Origin of the sequence: Cronbergia sp. UHCC 0137 (assembly GCF_034932285.1) — a bacterium.
In the GTDB taxonomy this organism is placed as follows: domain Bacteria; phylum Cyanobacteriota; class Cyanobacteriia; order Cyanobacteriales; family Nostocaceae; genus Cronbergia.
On sequence record NZ_JAYGHC010000038.1, the window covers coordinates 1 to 19,194 of the forward strand.

The window sequence follows — 19,194 nt, forward strand, 5'->3', positions numbered from 1 at the left end:
ATTAAAAATTCCTTCAGCGATTTGAGTAGTTTCTACAGCAAAACCATAACGTTTAAACCCCATAGCAATAATCCCATTATCATGAGGCCAAACTGAACCCAGATGGTAAGAAAAAGGATTATAAGCGGGATTTTCGGTATTTAATGTCCGAATTCCCCAACCATTCCACATATCGGGTTGTAATAACCGTTTGACAACAATAGCTGCCCGTTCTGGACTAATGATACCACTCCAGAGACAATGACCGATATTTGAGGAGAGCGATCGCACTGGTTGTTTTTCAGAATCAAGTGCAAAAGCATAAAAACCCAAATCTTCACACCAAAAACTTTCCTCAAAACGTATTTGCAATTTTCTCGCTTTAGAACGTAATTCCCCAGCAAAATCACCCTCACCCAACACCTCAAAAACCTCAGCCATTCGCATCCAAGCATCAAACACATAACCCTGCAATTCACACAAAGCCTTTGGTGCTTTTACCTGACTTCCATCTGCATAAACTATCGCATTTCCTGAATCTTTCCAACCTTGATTTTCTATTCCCTGAGACGAACGAGTTTGATACTCTTGAAATCCATCACCATCTAAATCGCCATAATTATCAATCCATTGCAAACAACCAAGCGCCACATTTCGATAATCATACAATAGTGAATTATCTCCCAACCACTTCCAAGTTTCATGCAGCAAAATCAAAAATAAAGGCGTTGCATCCGCAGTACCATAATAAGGTGTATGGGGGATTTGTTGAAAATATGCTAATTCACCACGGCGGATTTCATGAAGAATTTTACCCGGTTGAGCATCACGCCAATCATCTAATTCAGAAGCTTGTAATTCTGCTAACTTTTTCAATGTTCCCCTAGCAAAACCAGGATGCACAATCATATTTTGCAAACTAATAATTAAGCTATCACGACCAAAAAGAGTTACAAATTTGGGTACACCCGCCGCAGGTAGCCAAATATCAGGATCAAAATCGTAATCATATAGACGCAATGAGCCTAAATCTTCAATAGATTGTCGATAAAGCCTTACCACATTCTCATTACTAGAAACAATATCTGTAATAGATTTACACCATTGTTCATGTCGTCTTTCAATTTCTGTATTAATAATTGTTGAATCTACAGTTTCTAAATAGCAAGAATCAACAGCTTTCCGTATATGTTGTTGTTCAATCAAATTATATTTACAACAACTATGCCAAATTGCACCCGCATCTAATGTAATTTCAAAGGTAATACGACCATTAGCATAATGCGGACTTGATGAATAATTTTTAGGTTGGTAAATTAGACAACGATAAAAATTATCGTGATGATAACTTGTTTGTAATTCAAGTTCTGACTCATCCCATCTAGTTTCAATATGTCCTCTTTGTACAAATTTCCCTGATTCTACTTCAAACATATCAGCAAAATCTGAGCGCAGGTCAATTTCTAAATTAAAGTTGACAGATTCTAAACCATGATTAGCAATATCTATATCTTCATGGATTCCCTCTTCTACTGTGCGGCTAATAATTAAAGATAGAGAACCTTGGCTGATTTCTTGATGTTTGGAAATGAAAATAGGATTTGTTAGATAAACTCGTGCAGCGTAATATCTAGTAGTTGTTGATGTCAACCGAACCCAGGGTTTACCATCTATATAACAAGCATAATGACTTAAAAAACGGGTGTCATCAGAGAAAATTCCCAGATGAGTATTATAATTAATTTGCCCGTCTAAGTCAGTAGCCATAAATGTACTACCATGATTAATCGTTAAAATCGGTGGACCGACAGTAATTCGCATAATTAAACCTTTGAAGTTTCTAATGCAGGAAGAACCCGTTTACCAAAATCTGCAATAAAAAGCTGTTGTTCTCGGTTAACATTGTGTAGATAAATTTCTTCAAAACCAAGTTCAATATCTTTTTTTAACCACTCAATATGCTGTTCAAAATTGGCGGAAATTCGTACATACTTGTGCATATCTTCCGGTTTGACAAATTTAGCTAAATCATCAAATTGTTGAGGATTTCGTAACTCTGTTAACACCGAACTAGAAAAGATATTTGTTCGCCACTGATCAAATGCTCCCTCAATAGCTGTAGTTTCATCGGCTGCATAGGAAAGTTGTACTTTCAAATACATCGGCTTTTTTTCACCACCACCCCGCCGAAACGCTTCGACAACCTTTTTCAGCTTTTCGTAGGGATGAGAAACAGTGATTAATCCATCCGCCCAGCCACCCAACCATTCCGCAGTTTTGGGAGTAATAGCAGCGCCTACCATCAAGGGGGCTTGTTCTGGTCGAGTATAAAGCTTTGCTTCTTCTACACGCACTCTTCCGTAGTGGGTGACAGTTTCCCCATTCCAGAGACGACGCATCACCTCAGCGCACTCTTGGAGACGGAGATTTCGTTCATCCTTCGCAGGCCAGCAATCCCCTGTAATTTGCTCATTTAGGGCTTGACCACTACCTAAAGCCACCCAAAACCGTCGGGGGAACATTTCTGACAAAGTAGCTGCTGCTTGGGCAATAATAGCGGGGTGATAACGTTGACCGGGGGCGCAAACTATGCCAAAATTGAGAGGAGTAGCCTGCATTGCAGCCCCTAGCCAAGACCAAGCAAAACCGCTTTCACCTTGGCGATCGCTCCACGGGTAAAAATGATCTGAGCAAGATACACGGCTAAATCCAGCTTGGTAAGCCTCTTGCACATATTCTAAAAGTACACTTGGTTTAAACTGCTCATGGGAAGCGTGATAGCCAAACTTTGCCATAATAGTTCTAACTTTCAGTAACTTGATTAAGTAGAAATTGCTTATCTACTAAATAACCAATAGTCCTGAAATAAAATTTAAATGTATCTATCTAATAGTTGATTTTTGCCAATTCAAAAAATAGGTTAACTTATTTTTTTATAGGACTTAGACACTATACAAATTAAACATGATCTGCATCACCCGAAATTAATCATTTCCAGTTTTGTTAGTAGGGTGCGTCAGATGGAAAAATATGGCTAATAATGGTGAAATTATCAGGTCTGACGCACCGTAGAAGAAAGAAAAAAACGCAACACATATTTAGTAAAATTTGTCAATGCGTAAGTCCTAGAAAATTAAAACAGTCTCAATCTCCTTCCTCTACTTCTAACCCTGCTTGACGCAGCCTTTCTGCTAATCTTTCAGCCCGTTGACGTTCCTGTTCAGCCCGTTGGCGTTCCTGTTCAGCCCGTTGACGTTCTTGTTCAGCCCGTTCTTCAGACCACAATAATAGGCTACCTTCAGTGTCCCACCACCTTAACCAATAACCTGTTCTACCTTCATGGCTTCCCTCCCAAACTCCTAAAAATAGGTTTAAACCGGGTATCCAATAGCGTCCGTTAGCATCAGCATCTTGCAGATTATAACGTTCTGATTTTAGGGTATATACTTCTAAATGAGCCGTAGTTGCGCGAAAAATAACATATACGGGAACCTTAATAATTTGTTCGTAGAAAAACCATTTACCGACACGTTCTGTAAACTCAACAGAGTATTCTTCTCCATAGGTTTCCGAGAGAAATTCCATTACCACCTGGGGAATAGTTCCTTGGGTGTGGGGAGTGTAACTGCGACGAACTTGAGATACATTTTTTGGTTCAACAGGTTTAACATACATCCAGTCTGGGGCTTTGCAAATAGTTCGCTGTTCTTTGTTGGTTGAAAGGGGAAAATTAATTCCAGCACAAAGAGCAAAATTAGAAACTACTAAAGCATCTTCCATCAATTGGGGAATTGAGGATATGGCTTGGCGCAAAGCAGCAGCTAATAACGGTTGATTTTCGTCTTCCACAGGATCATCTGGTAATTCAAAATCTGCTGGTAGTAAAGGCCAAGTAATGATCAGGTTGGCGGTAGGATTGGCTAATAGGGCTGTCATAGATAATACTAATATTAGAGTAAAGTTATGAGCTTAAAACTGTCAAGCCAAATTAGTTATGTAAAACCAGAATATATCTTAACCGACAGGATCCAGTTTAGAGCTATTTCATCTCCAAACTAACACTTATTTTGAGTTACCGACACATTCACCATTAATTGACATTAGTAAACCAAAAGATCAGACTTCTCCAGATATTAATGTATCTAATTTGCTAGATACGGATATAGTCAGGACTACTTTTCTAATATCACCGTACCAAGTGATTTATCCATGATTTCTAAACTGAGGACTTCTACATCTTCATGTTGTAAACCTCTGACCTGTTCTTTCACAATACGGGTAAACTTTTCCTAAGATGTATCTAAAACGACTAAGGCTTTAGTGCAATAATTAATAAACTAGACTTTTACTTTCATAATCAAAATACAAAGACTATAAAGAAGAACAATTATACTATACTTAAAAAAAGCCAAAAACAAAAACGCCCCCCGATATCGGAGAGCGCTTTTAGATTAACTAAACTTAGTTATTAACCGTTGATAGCAGGAGCAGTTAAAGCAACAGGAGCAACATCACCAGCAGCCAAGTCTAGGGGGAAGTTGTGAGCGTTACGCTCGTGCATTACTTCCATACCTAAGTTAGCGCGGTTGATTACGTCAGCCCATGTACCGATAACGCGACCTTGAGAATCAATGATGGATTGGTTGAAGTTGAAACCGTTCAAGTTGAAAGCCATTGTGCTAACACCCAAAGCGGTAAACCAGATACCGATTACAGGCCAAGCAGCTAGGAAGAAGTGAAGTGAACGGCTGTTGTTGAAAGAAGCGTATTGGAAGATTAAGCGACCGAAGTAACCGTGGGCAGCTACAATGTTGTAGGTTTCTTCTTCTTGACCGAACTTGTAACCGTAGTTTTGTGACTCGTTCTCGGTTGTTTCACGAACCAAGGAAGAAGTTACAAGTGAACCGTGCATGGCAGAGAACAAAGAACCACCGAATACACCAGCTACTCCCAACATATGGAAGGGGTGCATCAAGATGTTGTGTTCTGCTTGGAACACGATCATGAAGTTAAATGTACCGGAGATACCCAAAGGCATACCGTCAGAGAATGAACCTTGACCGATGGGGTAGATTAAGAATACTGCGGTTGCTGCTGCTACTGGTGCAGAGAAAGCTACGCAAATCCAAGGACGCATTCCTAAGCGGTAAGATAGTTCCCATTCACGACCGAGGTAGCAAGCTACGCCGATTAAGAAGTGGAAAATTACCAATTGGTAAGGACCACCGTTGTACAACCACTCATCTAAGGAAGCTGCTTCCCAGATTGGGTAGAAGTGTAAACCGATTGCGTTGGAGGAAGGAACAACTGCACCAGAGATGATGTTGTTTCCATACATTAAGGAACCTGCAACTGGTTCACGGATACCGTCGATGTCAACGGGAGGAGCAGCGATGAATGCGATGATGAAGCAGGTGGTAGCAGCTAGTAAGGTAGGGATCATGAGTACGCCGAACCAACCGATGTATACACGGTTTTCAGTGCTGGTGATCCACTCGCAGAAATTGTCCCAAACGTTAGCGTTGGAACGCTGTTGTAAGGTGGTTGTCATTGTTTTATAAGTGCGGTTAATTTTTTATGATGTCGGTAGGTTTTTTTCTGCCGATGAGTACATACTATTCGTTTTATTGAGATTTGTAAAGACATTTTAACAAATTTTTTTGAAAAAACTGTAAAATTGGCTATAGTTTAGAGGTTGTAAGCTATACAGGATATGGGTTTAAAGTATTTTTGCTCAAGAGTATATTTCTATTCATAAACGTTACATTTATGCAAAATCATAGTTTACGCATCGTTACATATAGTCCTGCTTACACTATTGTCCCTACTTATGAGTGCTTTAACAGGTGTACATACTGTAACTTTCGGACAGAACCGGGTAAAAGTGATTGGATGACTATTGCCGCAGCTAAAGGCATTTTGCAAGAATTACAAAGTGAGGATGTCTGTGAAATTTTAGTCCTCAGTGGGGAGGTACATCCCCATTCATCAAGACGTGAGGCCTGGTTTGGGCGAATTTATGATTTATGTGAGTTATCCCTCAAGATGGGATTTTTACCACACACTAATGTAGGTCCTCTGAGTTTTGAGGAGATGGGTAAACTAAAAAATGTCAATGTGTCAATGGGGTTGATGTTGGAACAATTGACACCAGAGTTATTAAAGACTGTGCATCGCTACGCACCGAGTAAGTTGCCAGATATCAGGTTGCGACAATTACAATGGGCTGGGGAGTTGCAGATTCCCTTTACTACGGGGTTGTTGTTGGGGATTGGGGAAACTGAGAATAATTGGTGGGAGACATTAAGAGCGATCGCTCTTTTGCATCAATCCTATCATCATATTCAAGAGGTAATTTTGCAACCCCACAGTCCAGGAAATCGGCAAACCTTTGATGCACAACCATTTGATCCTCGTCAATTACCCCAAGTCATCGCTAAAGCACGGGAAATTTTACCATTAGATATTAGTATTCAAATTCCGCCAAATTTAGTTAAAGATGAGGGTTGGTTACTTGCTTGTTTAGCTGCTGGTGCTACAGATTTAGGTGGAATTAGCCCTAAAGACGAAGTAAACCCCGATTATCCCCATTTACAAGCCCAGGATTTAAGAGACATTTTACAGCCAGGGGGGTGGGAATTGCGATCGCGCTTACCAATATATCCCCAATTTGATCATTGGTTGGTTGGAGAGTTAGCAGACATAGTGAAAAAATGGCGACAGAATTAAGATCAAATATTGATTGTTGCTGATTTTGATACTATTTTTATTTTTGATTTATCTATGATCAAAAATAGAATAATCTATTGTTGTTGAAGATATTATGCCAAAGCGGATAATTACAGAAGTCAATAGTTGGTTTAAACGAGATACAATTGTCCGTAATCTAGAATTTTTTCAAGATATCATTGTTATTTCTCTGTGCGTGGGTTTGTTTTGTGTGATGCTAATCAGATTAGCAGATATGTTTTTATCTTTTTTAACTCCTTTAGATTTGCGTCAAGTTACTTCTGATATATTGTTTATTTTAATCCTGGTAGAGTTATTTCGCCTCTTAGTTGATTACCTCCAAGAACGAAGTATTTCTGTAGGTGCGGCGGTAGAAATTACGATTGTTTCAGCTTTACGAGAAGTGATTTTGCGGGGTGTTTTGGAAATCCCACGGGATCAAATTTTTGGTATTTCGGTATTTTTATTAGTTTTGGCAGGAATAATGATTGTTTTGCCTTGGATATCTCACTATTTTGAAATAGCAGAATCACCAAATATAAAACATTAAAGAAGGAGTCATACCAATTCTGTATAAAGATGCGCTCAATTTCAAGAGGAACGAACCACAGAGACACAGAGGACACAGAGAAAGAAAAGACAAGGTTAGGAAATTCGGCGCAGCCTCATCAAGAAATGGTATCAGAATAAATTAGTGGTGGGTATGAATCCCCCACTAATTAAAGGTAATAAACCGCAGAAAGGCAGAGGAAACAGAGTCAGAAGTAGGGATATCTGCAATAATGAGAGCGATCGCATTGCATAAATGCCGGATGAATTGAGATTATAAGCCAAAGGTAAACCTAGACTCTCTGCGCCTCTGCGCCTCTGCGTGAAACAAAAATCATCCCATTCATCAGCAACGTTAACTCAACCCTCGGCTGCATAGTTTTCCAGTTCTCTAGCCACGAATGTCTGCACACGTTGACGATAGTTTCTCAAGTTTTCATCCACCCAATCGCGATCGTTACTGTTAGCATATAGATGTACCATTGGCTCACTAGCATCTGGCAAAACTAACACCCAACTGTCATCATAGGGTTGACAAATTTTAACTCCATCAATTAATTCTAGATTTTGGGCAGGGTGGGTTTCGACTAAATAACGCATCAACGCACCTTTAGCAGTCCAGGGACAACGAATGGTATAATTTTTGTGAACTACGCGGGGTAATTCGGTGCGGACAGAGGCCAGCGATCGCTCTTGAATAGTTAACATTTCAATCAACTTGGCAATGCAAAACATGGAATCAAATCCCGGATGCAGTTGGGGGAAAATAAACCCAGTTTCACCACTACCTCCTAACACGACGTTGGGATTTTTTTGACAAGCTTCCATCAATGCAGTCGGATTTGCCTTGGTGCGAATCACCTTACCATCATGACGACGGGCTACTTGTTCCACCGCACTAGAAGCATGAACTGGCACAACTACCGCACTTCTAGGATTAGCAGTTAACATCATATCCACCATTAATGCCGTCAGCATCTCCCCGCGAATCGGGAAACCAGACTCATCAACTAAAATTAGCTGTTCCCCATTGGCCGATACTTGCACACCAAAATTTGCCTTGAGTGCTTCCACCACATGACCCAATTGCGTCAGCAATCCTTCCCGGTTGGTTGTTGTCATCGCCGATTTATTCAAACTGGCATTCAGCACAATGGCATCAGCCCCGAATTTATCTAACATCTGCGGTAAAACTGCCCCAGATACAGCGTAAACATAATCTATCACCACCTTAGCCCGACTATTGCTGAGAGTCGCCACATTCAACAACTTCTCAAAAGCTGTACAATAGCGATCGCTCACTTGGCTAGGATAGGCTACATCGCCAATTTCATGACTTTGGGCGCGGCGCATATCTTCCTTAAAATAAGCCCCTTCAATCTTCTTTTCCTGGGCTTTGGTGATATTAATTCCCTTGGCATCCATAAATTCAATCAAGATATAATCAGGGCGATCTGGGTGGACTCGTACATGAATACCACCTGCCACAGACATGGTAGGAATCAAGGTTCTAGCAATGGGAATAGCCGTCGCATCTAGGTTTTGAATATCTATCCCCACCGACATTAAACCAGCAATTAAAGAACGAGTTACCATCCGCGACACATTACGTTGATCACGGGAAACCGTCACCTTAGAACCAGGTTTTAAAGTAGAACCATAGGCCGCCCCCAATTTCACCGCAAATTCTGGAGAAATGTCGATATTCGCTAAACCTTGTACACCACGTTGTCCAAATAAATTCCGTTGGGCAGTATTTCCCCAAATTAGGTTAATGTTTAAAACCGCCCCAGATTCAATCTTTTTACTCGGCCAAACCCGCACTCCTGGACTAATTTGAGCTTCTTCTCCCACAGTAGAAAGAGAACCAACTACAGCAGCTTCCAATACATGGGCGCGACGGTCTACACGAGTTCCACGAGAAATTACACAAGCTGATAGATGGGCTTCATCACCAATAATTGCCCCATTCCAAATAATTGGCCGCTTGAGATTAGCATCAGCGCCAATGGTGACATTATCCCCAATAATGGTCCCATCTTCAATTTGTACTCTTGCCCCAATTCGACAATTATCACCAATTATGGCGGGGGATTCAATCCTTGCCGTAGGGTCAATGTAAGTATTTTGTCCCACCCACAAACCCGAAGAAACTTCTTTATAGGCAAATTCCAATTTTACCTTCCTAGCGAGGGCATCATACTGGGCTTGACGATAAGCATCTAAATGACCAACATCACACCAGTAACCACGGGCAATATATCCATACAGGGGTGCATTTTTGGCCAATAGTAAGGGGAATAAGTCTTTGGAAAAGTCACATTCTACATGATCTGGTAAATATTCCAAAACTTCTGGTTCGAGGATGTAAGTTCCTGTGTTGACAGTATCAGAAAAAATTTCGCTAGATGAAGGTTTTTCTAAAAATCGCTGGATTCTCCCAGTTTCATCGGTAATCACTACCCCAAATTCAATGGGGTTAGGAACACGGGTTAAAATTAAAGTTGCTTTTGACTGCTTTCGTTTGTGAAATTCAATGGCGGCTGTGAGGTCAAAATCTGTAATACTATCACCGCTAATTACTAAAAATGTTTCATCCAAAAGTTCAGCAATATTTTTCACACACCCTGCTGTACCCAGAGGTTGGTCTTCTTCTACAGCGTAGGTCATCTGCACACCAAAATCATCGCCATCTTGAAAATAATCTCGCAGCACATCAGGTAGATAATGTAAAGTGGCAATAATTTCTGTAATGTGATGTCTTTTAAGCAAATTGATGATATGTTCGGCAATGGGTCGATTTAGTATAGGTACCATTGGTTTCGGTAGGTCGCAAGTTAACGGTCGCAATCGCGTTCCCGAACCACCTGCCATTAAGACTGCACGCATAAATCCTCCTAGTTGCAGCTTTTGCTGCTTTAAGATCCGAGAGAAACCTTGTATTCTTCTTTATTCAGTTTCATCTATATTTTGATTTTTGAGGAACTTCCACAAGATGTATCTGGGGATTAATCTGTGTATTTACTTATTTGATTTAATCAAACTATAAAATTTAAGTATTTTTATGGTGATTATTTTATTTTTTTTCAGTATTATTAATGGCGTTTATATGATATGATATAAAAGTGATATATTGCATTGTGGCTAACACTCTGTAGATTGAATCTTGGAGTCAATATGGAATTACTTATTTTTGGCTTAGGTGCTATTTATTTGTTGGGAATTTGGAGGTTTTGGGCTGGGTTTCAAAGGACTCACTTTGACAAAAATCTGATTAATCGGATTAGTTTGGGGTTACTATGGCCGGCTTTGTTTATTGTTAACAAATCCTATAGACGCAATTTCAAAAGGGCTTTAAAAGGTTAATTCGTAATCCTTAAACTAGGAATTACGAACTAATTTAACTAAAATGCTTGAATCCACTCTTTAACAGAATATTCTGTCCAAATGCCGTTTTGCCAGTAGGGATCATTTTCTACTAATTGGCTAACTGTTGCTGCGTCTTGGGCTTCGTAAATGCCAAAAACTTGAGTTATATCTTTGGTGGGTCCAATGGTAATTAATACACCAGATGCTTTCTGTTTTGCTAGTCCTTCTAAATGGGCTTGACGGTAGGGTTCGCGTTTAGTTAACACGTCTTCGCAGTAACTTCCCCACATAATATATTTAGGCATATTTTCTTTTTATTGTCTGAATTAGGATGAACAGGGAACAGGGAACAGGGAACAGGGTAAATATTGATTTATTCCCATTTAATACTTTTTGTCTGAATCAGGATTTACGGGATTTAATACCATTTCTTTATGAGGCTGCGCTGAATTTTGTAACCTTGTCTTTTCCTCCTCTGTGTTCTCTGTGTCTCTGTGGTTCGTTCCTTTCTAAATTTGGCGCATCTTTATACAGAATTGGTATAAAGATGAACAGGGAACAGGGTGAATATTGATTTAGTCCCATTTAATACTTCTTGTCTGATAGCGTAGCGTGGCGCAAGCCATATCAGGATTTACAGGATTTAAGGATGAACAGGATTGTTTTTCGGAGTATCAGGGTAAATATTGATTTTTCCCATTCAACAGTTTTGGGCGAAGATATACATATTCGCCCCTGATAAATTCTAACTCCTTAAACTAACGCCAAACTTTTCAACTAAGGCTTCACGGACTTTGTTGTGTATGGGTTCAACTTCATTATCGGTGAGAGTGCGATCGCTAGATCGATAAATTAGGCGAAAGGCTAAACTTCTCTGTCCTGGGGGGACATTTTCACCTTTATATTCATCAAACAACTCCACTGAATCCAGCAAACCCTTACCAGCTTTGGTAATTACCTTTTCAATTTCCGACACTGTGAGTTTGATTGGGGCAAAAAAAGCAAGATCGCGATCGCTCGCCGGATAGGTAGAATAGGATTTAAACTTGGGAACAAGTAACTCCTCGTCCTCCCAACCATTCAACAGCGTATCCAAGCTTAATTGAAACACATAAACGGCATCTGGTAAACCCTTTTCTCGTCGCAATTGCGGATGTAATTGGCCAAAAGTCCCCAATCTAATCCCCCGTACCCACAAAGAAGCAGTGCGTCCTGGATGTAAACGAGAATCACGATTTTCCGGCTGAAACTCCACCACCAGTCCAAGTTGGCGAAATACACTTTCTAAAATCCCTTTAGCTTCAAACCAAGTGATAGATTGTTCACGTCCACCCCTTGACCATTTACCCAAAGTGGCATCACCGCCAATTATACCAGCCAATACATCAGTTTCTTGTAACCCTTCTTCCTCTCCCCAGAAAATCCGTCCAATTTCAAACCCATTTAACGCCCCATTTCCCTGCTCTAAATTATATTGAAAAGCGTCAATTAAGCCAGCAATTAAATCGGTTCGCAATGCTGAATACTCAGCAAATAATGGGTTGCTAAGAACAATTTGTCTATCTTCCCCTGGCTTCACCAAAGAATAATGGATTAATTCAGTCAAACCAGCAGCCCGCAGATAAGCCCTTAATTTACGCTGTAATTCCTCATCTAAAGGTAAATAGCCAGCTTCCGCTTTATCTGGGAGAGTATCGCAAAAATTATCATAGCCATAAAGACGAGCAATTTCTTCAATTAAATCAATCTCTCGTTCTAAATCACGGTAACGATAGGGTGGTACTGTCACTATCCAAGCAGCTTCCCCATTTTTTACCAACTCACATCCCAACGCAGTTAAAATTCTTTCGATATCTTCTTCTTGTAGTTCCCCAGTTTCTTCACCCAACTCAATGGGTCCTAACACCTGGTTAACTTTATCTAACCGTAGTAAAATAGAATGTGACCATGTAGCAGGATCAGGACGAGTATCAGAAATTTCTTGCTGAACAATCACACCCCCCGCCAATTCACAAATTAACGATAAAGCCCGGTTACAAGCTATTTCTAACTCAGCCCGGTTCACCCCCCGTTCATATCTCCCAGAAGCTTCACTTCTCAAGCCCACACCACGGGAAGAACGACGAATGGCGACAGAATCAAATAAGGCTGCTTCTAAAACCAGACTTTGAGTATCTTCATGAACTTCTGTTTCTTCCCCACCCATTACCCCCGCTAAAGCCACGGCTTTGTTATTTGCGGTAATTAATAAATTCTGGGTTGATAAAGTGCGGGTTTGGCCATCTAAGGTTTTGAGAGTTTCCCCAGCTTCAGCAAAGCGCACACCAACGGTTGAATTTTCACCTCCCGTCACAGATTGTAATCGTTCTGCATCAAAGGCGTGGAGAGGTTGTCCCCGTTCTAACAACACATAATTAGTGATATCTACCACATTATTAATTGGTCGCACTCCAGCAGAACGCAAACATTGTTGTAACCAATCGGGAGAGGGGGCAATTTTGATTTGTTCAATAACTGTGCCAATATAGGCAGGACAGGCTTGGGGTTCAGAAATTTTTACAGCTAATTTACTGCTACTTTTGGTAATTTCTACTGCACTGGGTTCGGGAATTGATAGCTTTCCACCGGTTAAAGCTGCAACTTCCCTAGCTATACCTACCATACTCAAGGCATCAGCGCGGTTAGCTGTGGCTGTGACATCTAATATTACATCTTCTAAACCCAACAAGGGACGCACATCACTACCCAAGGGGAGATTTTCTTGGGGGAAAATATGAATTCCGTCGATATCAGTAGGTAAACCCAGTTCTTTTAAAGAACAAATCATCCCCTGGGATGGTACACCTCTGAGTTTAGCGGGTTTAATTTTGAGATCGATATTGGGTAAATAAGTTCCGGTAGTGGCGACTGGGACATAGATATCTGCACGAACATTACTAGCACCACAGACTATGTTAAGAGTTTCACCTGCACCAATATCTACTGTACACACACTCAGTTTATCAGCGTTGGGATGGGGTTGACGTTCCAGCACTTTTCCCACAACTACACCATCTGCCCAAGTACGACGATCTTCAATATCTTCGACTTCAAAACCCGCCATTGTCAAGGTTTCGGCCAGTTCTTCTGGGCTAAGTTTAATTTCTACAAGTTTTTTCAGCCAGGTTAGAGAAATACGCATGGAGTGTGCTTTGTTTGATTTGTCTTTGTGCTTTAATTTTAGGCGTTGCTGAATCTTAATATTATTTTTGTTGAACGTCTAACCAGGTTTCTAAATCTGCCAGAACAGCAAAATCTAACAAGGCTTCACCCAATGCTTCTATCTGTTCTAGGGATAAAAGTTGAATTTTGGACAGCAACACATTTGGTATTGTACCTACTTTTCGGTTTAATTGTCGCAGAATGAGCGATCGCGCTTCTTGTTCACGACCCTGTTCGAGACCTTGTTCGAGACCTTGTTCACGACCTTGTTCCAGACCCTGTTCACGAGCCTCTTGTTTCCATTCCCGAATCGCCCGTGGTTCTTCTAATATAGGTCCTAACATGACTTCTATTTCCTCCCGACTTAGGTTTGTGAGTTTGTAGACGATAATTGTCGTCACTATATCTATTATCGTTTGTTGCAAAAATCTGTCTACCACAGTTGTCTTTGCCTGTTCTAGCAAAAACTTTGCTGCTTCCACCGCTTTTTTCTCTGGAGTCGTCGTCAGCAACATTAACCCCAATCCTAGCGGTTGTTTTTGCAAATCTCCCAACTCATTCAAATATATTCTGCGGACTTGTGGACTTTCTAGCAAAGCCCGGTGTATTGTTGGATTTGATGGTTCTAGACTGCGAGACGGGAAAATTATCACCCCAAACCAATCATCGTAACGGATGTTGTGACGGTACAAAAATAAAAACAACTCCGTAAAAAAGCGGTGATATAGGTCTTGATCTTCCTGAAATTGGACTTCTGCAAAAAATACTGTTTTTTTAACTGCGTTATCGGGGGGTAAAAATACTCCATCAATACGGAAGGCTGTTTCTTTGACTTCAATGGATTCAAATTGGTAATTTTCTGCTTCTGGGGGTGGTTCGTCTACCAGTTCAAACAACAAACTAGGTAATTGCTTGAATAGTTTGTAAAAGATGGAATCGCGCCGCATGATGAATTATATTTAATTTTGTTGAGCGTGTAACCAAGTTTCTAAATCTGCCAGAACCGCAAAATCTAACAACGCTTCACCCAATGTTTCTACCTGTTCTAGGGATAAGAGTTGAATTTGGGACAGCAACACATTTGGTATTGTACCTAGTTTTCGGTTTAATTGTCGCAAAATGAGCGATCGCGCTTCTTGTTCACGACCTTGTTCGAGTCCTTGTTCACGACCTTGTTCTAAACCCTGTTCACGACCCTGTTCGAGTCCTTGTTCACGAGCCTCTTGTTTCCATTCCCGAATTGCCCGTGGTTCTTCTAATATAGGTCCTAACATGGCTTCTATTTCCTCCCGACTTAATTTTGTTAGTTTGTAGACGATAATTGTCGTCACTATATCTATTATCGTTTGTTGTAAAAATCTGTCTACCACAGTTGTCTTTGCCTGTTCTAGCAAAAACTTTGCTGCTTCCACCGCTTTTTTCTCTGGAGTCGTCGTCAGCAACATTAACCCCAATCCTAGCGGTTGTTTTTCCAAATCTCCCAATTCATTCAAATAGACCCTGCGGACTTGGGGACTTGCTAACAAAGCCCTGTGTATTGTTGGATTTGACGGTTCTAAACTGCGAGACGGGAAAATTATCACCCCAAACCAATCATCGTAACGGATGTTGTGACGGTACAGAAATAAAAATAACTCCGTAAAGAAGCGATGATATAGGTCTTGGTCTTCCTGAAATTGGACTTCTGCAAAAAATACTGTTTTTTTAACTGCGTTATCGGGTGGTAAAAATACTCCATCAATACGGAAGGCTGTTTCTTTGACTTCAATGGATTCAAATTGGTAATTTTCTGCTTCTGGGGGTGGTTCGTCTACCAGTTCAAACAATAAACTAGGTAATTGCTTGAATAGTTTGTAAAAGATGGAATCGCGTCGCATGGTTAATTATATTTAAGCAGTAAGTAACTGAATCAACATATAGGCGCTGGCTGCACTACCTAGAGGAACTGTCAAATTATCAATACCCAGAAAAGAAAAAGCTTCTAAAGTAGTTGCTATCAATGCGATCGTTAATGATACTACCCAAACTTCCCAGATATTGCCTTGGGTTGCAAATAAAATTACACTACTGACAAAGTAACTAACAACAGCCATTGTTAAAGAACCTTCCCAACTTTTATCAGAGCCAAGTAGTTTATACTTGTGTTTGCCAAAGCGTTGCCCAATTAAAGCTGCTAGTCCGTCTCCCCAAGCCATAATCATAATTCCCAATGCTGCATACTGGGGTTGGTGTAAATGCCAAAAGCCAGCCACTAAAATACCAATACTGACAGCGTAAAAAAATGTCCCAAAACTTCGGCGACCAACACTGTTAATTCCCGGGAGAATGGGGAAAATGTAGGATAATAGAGTAATGGCACTAGCTAAAATCGAAGCTGTAATTCCCACTATGGCGGGAATATTTAGCCACCAAGCGATTAAAACAACGTGGCCAGTGCCAATATGAACTATTTTTCGCACGATTTCGGGTTCGCTATGGGGAAGGCGACTAACAACCCAGGCGATAAGGAGAATAAAAATTACCCAAGTCGTAGCGTAGACGTAGCCAAGTGTAGGCATCGCTATTTGCCCCCAAAATGGGAAAATGGGTTCTAAACCAACAAATGTATTTAATAATGACACAACAAAGAAGTTTTTACTTTCAATACCACTTTATTAGATTTTGGCAGTAACTGAGTTTCTCACATACCGTATTTTATGATGAAAACATTATTAATTTGGCTCATTAAAGGCTATCGTTTATTGATTTCACCTCTATTTCTTCCTACCTGTCGTTTTCAACCAACTTGTTCTATGTATGCAATTCAAGCCGTTGAACGCTTTGGTGTTTGGCGTGGTGGATGGATGGCAATTCGGCGGATCTTACGCTGTCATCCTTTTCACCCAGGTGGTTATGATCCTATACCAGAAGATAGAGAAGAGGGTAAAGCGGGATTACCTCTGTGTCATCACTCTAGGGAGAAGGAAAATATAAATCCTTGAATATTTCATTATAAAAACAAAATGAATGAACGCATTTATCTAAAAGGGAACCGTTTTGAAAACAAGTTATCATTCAATTAGCATTTCATTTAATAGTATCGTTTCCGAGAACATTTAATTAGAGATGAAATAGATTTTCAGAATCACGTTGAATATCAATAACCTCGGTACTGTCCGCACTGATTTCCCTAGTTTGGCTACTACCTCCCTTTATCTTTCTCCGTAGGTTGTGCGTTAGCGAAGCTTACCGTTTGCGTAGCGTATCGAAGACATAGGTATCGCATGGTTTGAGTAATTTTTGGATTAGTTCCAATAGTTCTTTATCACCTGCGGATAGTTGAATTATCCTCTATTGGAGGACAATTAATTTGGTAAACCACACCCGCCCACTGTTAATAGACATCACCAAATGTAAAAATATGTAACAAGTCTTTGCCAGATACTTCCCATTTTTCAACTTTGTGCAATAATGGGAGTTGAGAAATGATTCGGCGAATTTGGTTTGTTTTTAACATTGACAGGCTTTTTCCTTTTGGTATTTACAGACTTATCTCCAGAATCTACATCTCTACACTCTTATGGTTTTGGAGACAATCTATGTCGATTTACGTAGGCAACCTCTCTTATGAAGTTACCCAAGATGCTTTAACTGCCGTGTTTGCAGAATACGGTTCTGTAAAGCGCGTTCAACTGCCTACTGACCGTGAAACAGGCCGCTTACGTGGTTTTGGCTTCGTGGAAATGGGTACAGAAGCTGAAGAGACAGCCGCTATTGAAGCACTTGACGGAGCGGAATGGATGGGACGTGACCTTAAAGTGAATAAGGCTAAACCCAGAGAAGACAGAGGTTCCTTTGGTGGCGGTGGCGGTGGTAATCGTGGTGGTGGCGGTGGTTACGGTTCTCGTAACCGCTACTAAATCTACCCGATTTACCTATTCTAGCTAGTCTATAGATTATAGCCAGCTAGAAAGTTTAATTTACACTTTAAAACAAAATCCCCGGCTAGTCAAATAGTTGGGGATTTTGTTGTTGAAACCTTAAAATAAGCCGGCTAAATCAGCCTTATGCCTCTTCTCCCTGTAAGGATCAGCTAAGTCAGACCAAAACACGACTTACGCATCTGGCATATTAATAAGGTGCGTCAGATGTTGAAAATCTGTTGACTGTTGCCAAGTTATATAGTCTGACGCACCCTACAAGAGAAATTGACTGTGACATTTGCGTAAGTCCTACAAAATTAACCCAAATGTTTCTAAACACAGGAGATTGAATTTTGACTAAGTTGAAAGTTGGCATTAATGGATTTGGTCGAATCGGGAGACTTGTGCTTCGTGCTGGTATTACTAATCCGAATATTGAGTTTGTCGGAATTAACGACCTAGTACCACCCGATAACCTTGCTTACCTACTCAAATACGATTCTACACATGGTAGGTTAAAAAGCAAGATTGAAGCTAGGGAAGACGGCATTGTAATTGATGGATGCTTTATTCCTTGCGTTTCTCTCAGAAATCCGGCAGAGTTACCTTGGGGTAAATTGGGTGCTGATTATGTTGTCGAATCTACTGGACTTTTTACCGATTATGCTGGAGCAGAAAATCATCTACAAGCGGGTGCAAAGCGAGTAATTCTTTCCGCCCCGACTAAAGATCCAGAGAAGGTAAAAACCTTGTTAATGGGTGTTAATCATCACCTATTCGACCCAGCTAAGGATCTAATTGTTTCCAATGCTAGTTGCACTACAAATTGTTTAGCGCCTATTGCTAAAGTGATCAATGACAACTTCGGCTTAACTGAAGGTTTAATGACCACAGTTCACGCTATGACAGCCACCCAGCCCACGGTAGACGGACCGAGTAAAAAAGATTGGCGTGGTGGTCGGGGTGCGGCTCAAAATATTATTCCTTCTTCTACAGGGGCGGCTAAGGCTGTGGCTTTGGTTTTACCAGAGTTGAAGGGTAAGTTGACTGGTATGGCTTTCCGTGTTCCCACGCCGGATGTTTCGGTGGTTGATTTGACTTTCAAAACAGCTAAAGCTACTAGCTACAAAGAAATTTGTGCGGCTATGAAGCGGGCTGCTGAAGGTGAGTTAGCAGGTGTTTTGGGCTATACGGATGAAAATGTTGTGTCTACAGATTTTCAAGGTGACACTCACTCTAGTATTTTCGATGCAGGTGCAGGAATTGAACTAAATTCCAATTTCTTTAAGGTTGTTTCTTGGTATGACAACGAGTGGGGTTACTCAAATCGTGTCCTTGATTTGATGTTATCTATGGCACAGAAGGAAGGTTTGGTTTAGGACTTACTGTGTGAAATAAAACAGGAATTACTGGTGTGTTTGGTGCGTCAGATGTCAAAATTCTGCTGATGGTTGCTGAATTGTTT

18 protein-coding genes are annotated in these 19,194 nt (G+C 40.6%); 6 read left to right on the top strand and 12 right to left on the bottom strand.

What is annotated here, in order from left to right; translation table 11 throughout:
- The 4 genes from VB711_RS18380 to psbA form a co-directional block, all read right to left on the bottom strand.
- Window positions 1-1,800: glycogen debranching N-terminal domain-containing protein (locus VB711_RS18380; RefSeq protein WP_323287665.1), on the bottom strand; the 1,800-nt coding region annotated here is incomplete at its 3' end.
- Window positions 1,801-1,802: 2 nt separating this feature from the next.
- Window positions 1,803-2,774: a TIGR03885 family FMN-dependent LLM class oxidoreductase gene (locus tag VB711_RS18385; protein WP_323287666.1), complete on the bottom strand. Its 972-nt coding sequence runs from the start codon at window positions 2,772-2,774 to the stop codon at window positions 1,803-1,805.
- 349 nt (window positions 2,775-3,123) lie between these two features.
- Window positions 3,124-3,915, bottom strand: coding sequence for a Uma2 family endonuclease (locus VB711_RS18390; RefSeq protein ID WP_323287667.1), 792 nt, complete (start codon window positions 3,913-3,915; stop codon window positions 3,124-3,126).
- A 532-nt stretch (window positions 3,916-4,447) separates the two neighbouring features.
- Window positions 4,448-5,530, bottom strand: a complete 1,083-nt coding sequence (gene psbA / locus VB711_RS18395) for a photosystem II q(b) protein (RefSeq protein ID WP_323287668.1) — start codon at window positions 5,528-5,530, stop codon at window positions 4,448-4,450.
- Window positions 5,531-5,748: 218 nt separating this feature from the next.
- On the opposite strand from psbA, the gene cofG reads away from it, so the two are divergent.
- Both cofG and VB711_RS18405 read left to right on the top strand, forming a co-directional pair.
- Window positions 5,749-6,708, top strand: a complete 960-nt coding sequence (gene cofG, locus VB711_RS18400) for a 7,8-didemethyl-8-hydroxy-5-deazariboflavin synthase subunit CofG (RefSeq protein ID WP_323287669.1) — start codon at window positions 5,749-5,751, stop codon at window positions 6,706-6,708.
- Window positions 6,709-6,802: 94 nt separating this feature from the next.
- Window positions 6,803-7,258 carry a phosphate-starvation-inducible PsiE family protein gene (locus VB711_RS18405; protein WP_323287670.1) on the top strand — a complete coding sequence of 152 codons (456 nt, stop codon included), beginning with the start codon at window positions 6,803-6,805 and terminating at the stop codon, window positions 7,256-7,258.
- Window positions 7,259-7,389: 131 nt separating this feature from the next.
- On the opposite strand, the gene VB711_RS18410 is transcribed toward VB711_RS18405, so the two are convergent.
- Both VB711_RS18410 and VB711_RS18415 read right to left on the bottom strand, forming a co-directional pair.
- Window positions 7,390-7,542: a hypothetical protein gene (locus tag VB711_RS18410; protein ID WP_323287671.1), complete on the bottom strand. Its 153-nt coding sequence runs from the start codon at window positions 7,540-7,542 to the stop codon at window positions 7,390-7,392.
- A gap of 75 nt (window positions 7,543-7,617) precedes the next feature.
- A complete protein-coding gene (locus VB711_RS18415) occupies window positions 7,618-10,146 on the bottom strand; it encodes a mannose-1-phosphate guanyltransferase (RefSeq protein ID WP_323287672.1) in 2,529 nt (842 codons plus the stop codon).
- Window positions 10,147-10,434: 288 nt separating this feature from the next.
- Between VB711_RS18415 and VB711_RS18420 the strand changes: the two genes are divergently transcribed.
- Window positions 10,435-10,623, top strand: coding sequence for a hypothetical protein (locus VB711_RS18420; protein ID WP_323287673.1), 189 nt, complete (start codon window positions 10,435-10,437; stop codon window positions 10,621-10,623).
- A gap of 38 nt (window positions 10,624-10,661) precedes the next feature.
- Here the strand turns inward: VB711_RS18420 and VB711_RS18425 are convergent, their stop codons facing one another.
- The 5 genes from VB711_RS18425 to VB711_RS18445 form a co-directional block, all read right to left on the bottom strand.
- Window positions 10,662-10,931 carry a YciI family protein gene (locus tag VB711_RS18425; RefSeq protein ID WP_323287674.1) on the bottom strand — a complete coding sequence of 90 codons (270 nt, stop codon included), beginning with the start codon at window positions 10,929-10,931 and terminating at the stop codon, window positions 10,662-10,664.
- 440 nt (window positions 10,932-11,371) lie between these two features.
- Window positions 11,372-13,807: a phenylalanine--tRNA ligase subunit beta gene (gene pheT, locus VB711_RS18430; protein WP_323287675.1), complete on the bottom strand. Its 2,436-nt coding sequence runs from the start codon at window positions 13,805-13,807 to the stop codon at window positions 11,372-11,374.
- A gap of 61 nt (window positions 13,808-13,868) precedes the next feature.
- Window positions 13,869-14,774 (bottom strand): Rpn family recombination-promoting nuclease/putative transposase, encoded by a 906-nt coding sequence (locus tag VB711_RS18435; protein WP_323287676.1) that lies wholly within the window; start codon window positions 14,772-14,774, stop codon window positions 13,869-13,871.
- 12 nt (window positions 14,775-14,786) lie between these two features.
- Window positions 14,787-15,704 (bottom strand): Rpn family recombination-promoting nuclease/putative transposase, encoded by a 918-nt coding sequence (locus VB711_RS18440; RefSeq protein ID WP_323287677.1) that lies wholly within the window; start codon window positions 15,702-15,704, stop codon window positions 14,787-14,789.
- 12 nt (window positions 15,705-15,716) lie between these two features.
- Window positions 15,717-16,385 (bottom strand): SEC59/DGK1/VTE5 family protein, encoded by a 669-nt coding sequence (locus VB711_RS18445; protein WP_323287678.1) that lies wholly within the window; start codon window positions 16,383-16,385, stop codon window positions 15,717-15,719.
- A gap of 141 nt (window positions 16,386-16,526) precedes the next feature.
- Here VB711_RS18445 and yidD point away from each other — a divergent pair, with 141 nt between their 5' ends.
- Window positions 16,527-16,808 (top strand): membrane protein insertion efficiency factor YidD, encoded by a 282-nt coding sequence (gene yidD, locus VB711_RS18450; protein WP_323287709.1) that lies wholly within the window; start codon window positions 16,527-16,529, stop codon window positions 16,806-16,808.
- A 392-nt stretch (window positions 16,809-17,200) separates the two neighbouring features.
- Here yidD and VB711_RS18455 read toward each other — a convergent pair whose 3' ends face one another.
- On the bottom strand, window positions 17,201-17,323 hold the full coding sequence (locus VB711_RS18455; RefSeq protein WP_323287679.1) for a hypothetical protein: 123 nt from the start codon (window positions 17,321-17,323) through the stop codon (window positions 17,201-17,203).
- A gap of 82 nt (window positions 17,324-17,405) precedes the next feature.
- Between VB711_RS18455 and VB711_RS18460 the strand changes: the two genes are divergently transcribed.
- Window positions 17,406-17,726, top strand: coding sequence for an RNA-binding protein (locus VB711_RS18460; protein WP_323287680.1), 321 nt, complete (start codon window positions 17,406-17,408; stop codon window positions 17,724-17,726).
- A gap of 356 nt (window positions 17,727-18,082) precedes the next feature.
- Entirely contained in the window at window positions 18,083-19,108 is a 1,026-nt protein-coding gene (gene gap / locus VB711_RS18465) for a type I glyceraldehyde-3-phosphate dehydrogenase (protein ID WP_323287681.1), read from the top strand.
- Window positions 19,109-19,194 lie beyond the last annotated feature (86 nt).

What these genes read in the sequence shown, in the direction of transcription:
- VB711_RS18415 (WP_323287672.1), bottom strand. Translation starts at nt 10,146, where the DNA reads ATGCGTGCAGTCTTAATGGCAGGTGGTTCGGGAACGCGATTGCGACCG.
- VB711_RS18420 (WP_323287673.1), top strand. Translation starts at nt 10,435, where the DNA reads ATGGAATTACTTATTTTTGGCTTAGGTGCTATTTATTTGTTGGGAATT.
- VB711_RS18435 (WP_323287676.1), bottom strand. Translation starts at nt 14,774, where the DNA reads ATGCGGCGCGATTCCATCTTTTACAAACTATTCAAGCAATTACCTAGT.
- psbA (WP_323287668.1), bottom strand. Translation starts at nt 5,530, where the DNA reads ATGACAACCACCTTACAACAGCGTTCCAACGCTAACGTTTGGGACAAT.
- pheT (WP_323287675.1), bottom strand. Translation starts at nt 13,807, where the DNA reads ATGCGTATTTCTCTAACCTGGCTGAAAAAACTTGTAGAAATTAAACTT.
- VB711_RS18460 (WP_323287680.1), top strand. Translation starts at nt 17,406, where the DNA reads ATGTCGATTTACGTAGGCAACCTCTCTTATGAAGTTACCCAAGATGCT.
- VB711_RS18440 (WP_323287677.1), bottom strand. Translation starts at nt 15,704, where the DNA reads ATGCGACGCGATTCCATCTTTTACAAACTATTCAAGCAATTACCTAGT.
- cofG (WP_323287669.1), top strand. Translation starts at nt 5,749, where the DNA reads ATGCAAAATCATAGTTTACGCATCGTTACATATAGTCCTGCTTACACT.
- VB711_RS18385 (WP_323287666.1), bottom strand. Translation starts at nt 2,774, where the DNA reads ATGGCAAAGTTTGGCTATCACGCTTCCCATGAGCAGTTTAAACCAAGT.
- VB711_RS18455 (WP_323287679.1), bottom strand. Translation starts at nt 17,323, where the DNA reads ATGTTAAAAACAAACCAAATTCGCCGAATCATTTCTCAACTCCCATTA.
- VB711_RS18405 (WP_323287670.1), top strand. Translation starts at nt 6,803, where the DNA reads ATGCCAAAGCGGATAATTACAGAAGTCAATAGTTGGTTTAAACGAGAT.
- yidD (WP_323287709.1), top strand. Translation starts at nt 16,527, where the DNA reads ATGAAAACATTATTAATTTGGCTCATTAAAGGCTATCGTTTATTGATT.
- VB711_RS18425 (WP_323287674.1), bottom strand. Translation starts at nt 10,931, where the DNA reads ATGCCTAAATATATTATGTGGGGAAGTTACTGCGAAGACGTGTTAACT.
- VB711_RS18390 (WP_323287667.1), bottom strand. Translation starts at nt 3,915, where the DNA reads ATGACAGCCCTATTAGCCAATCCTACCGCCAACCTGATCATTACTTGG.
- VB711_RS18445 (WP_323287678.1), bottom strand. Translation starts at nt 16,385, where the DNA reads ATGCCTACACTTGGCTACGTCTACGCTACGACTTGGGTAATTTTTATT.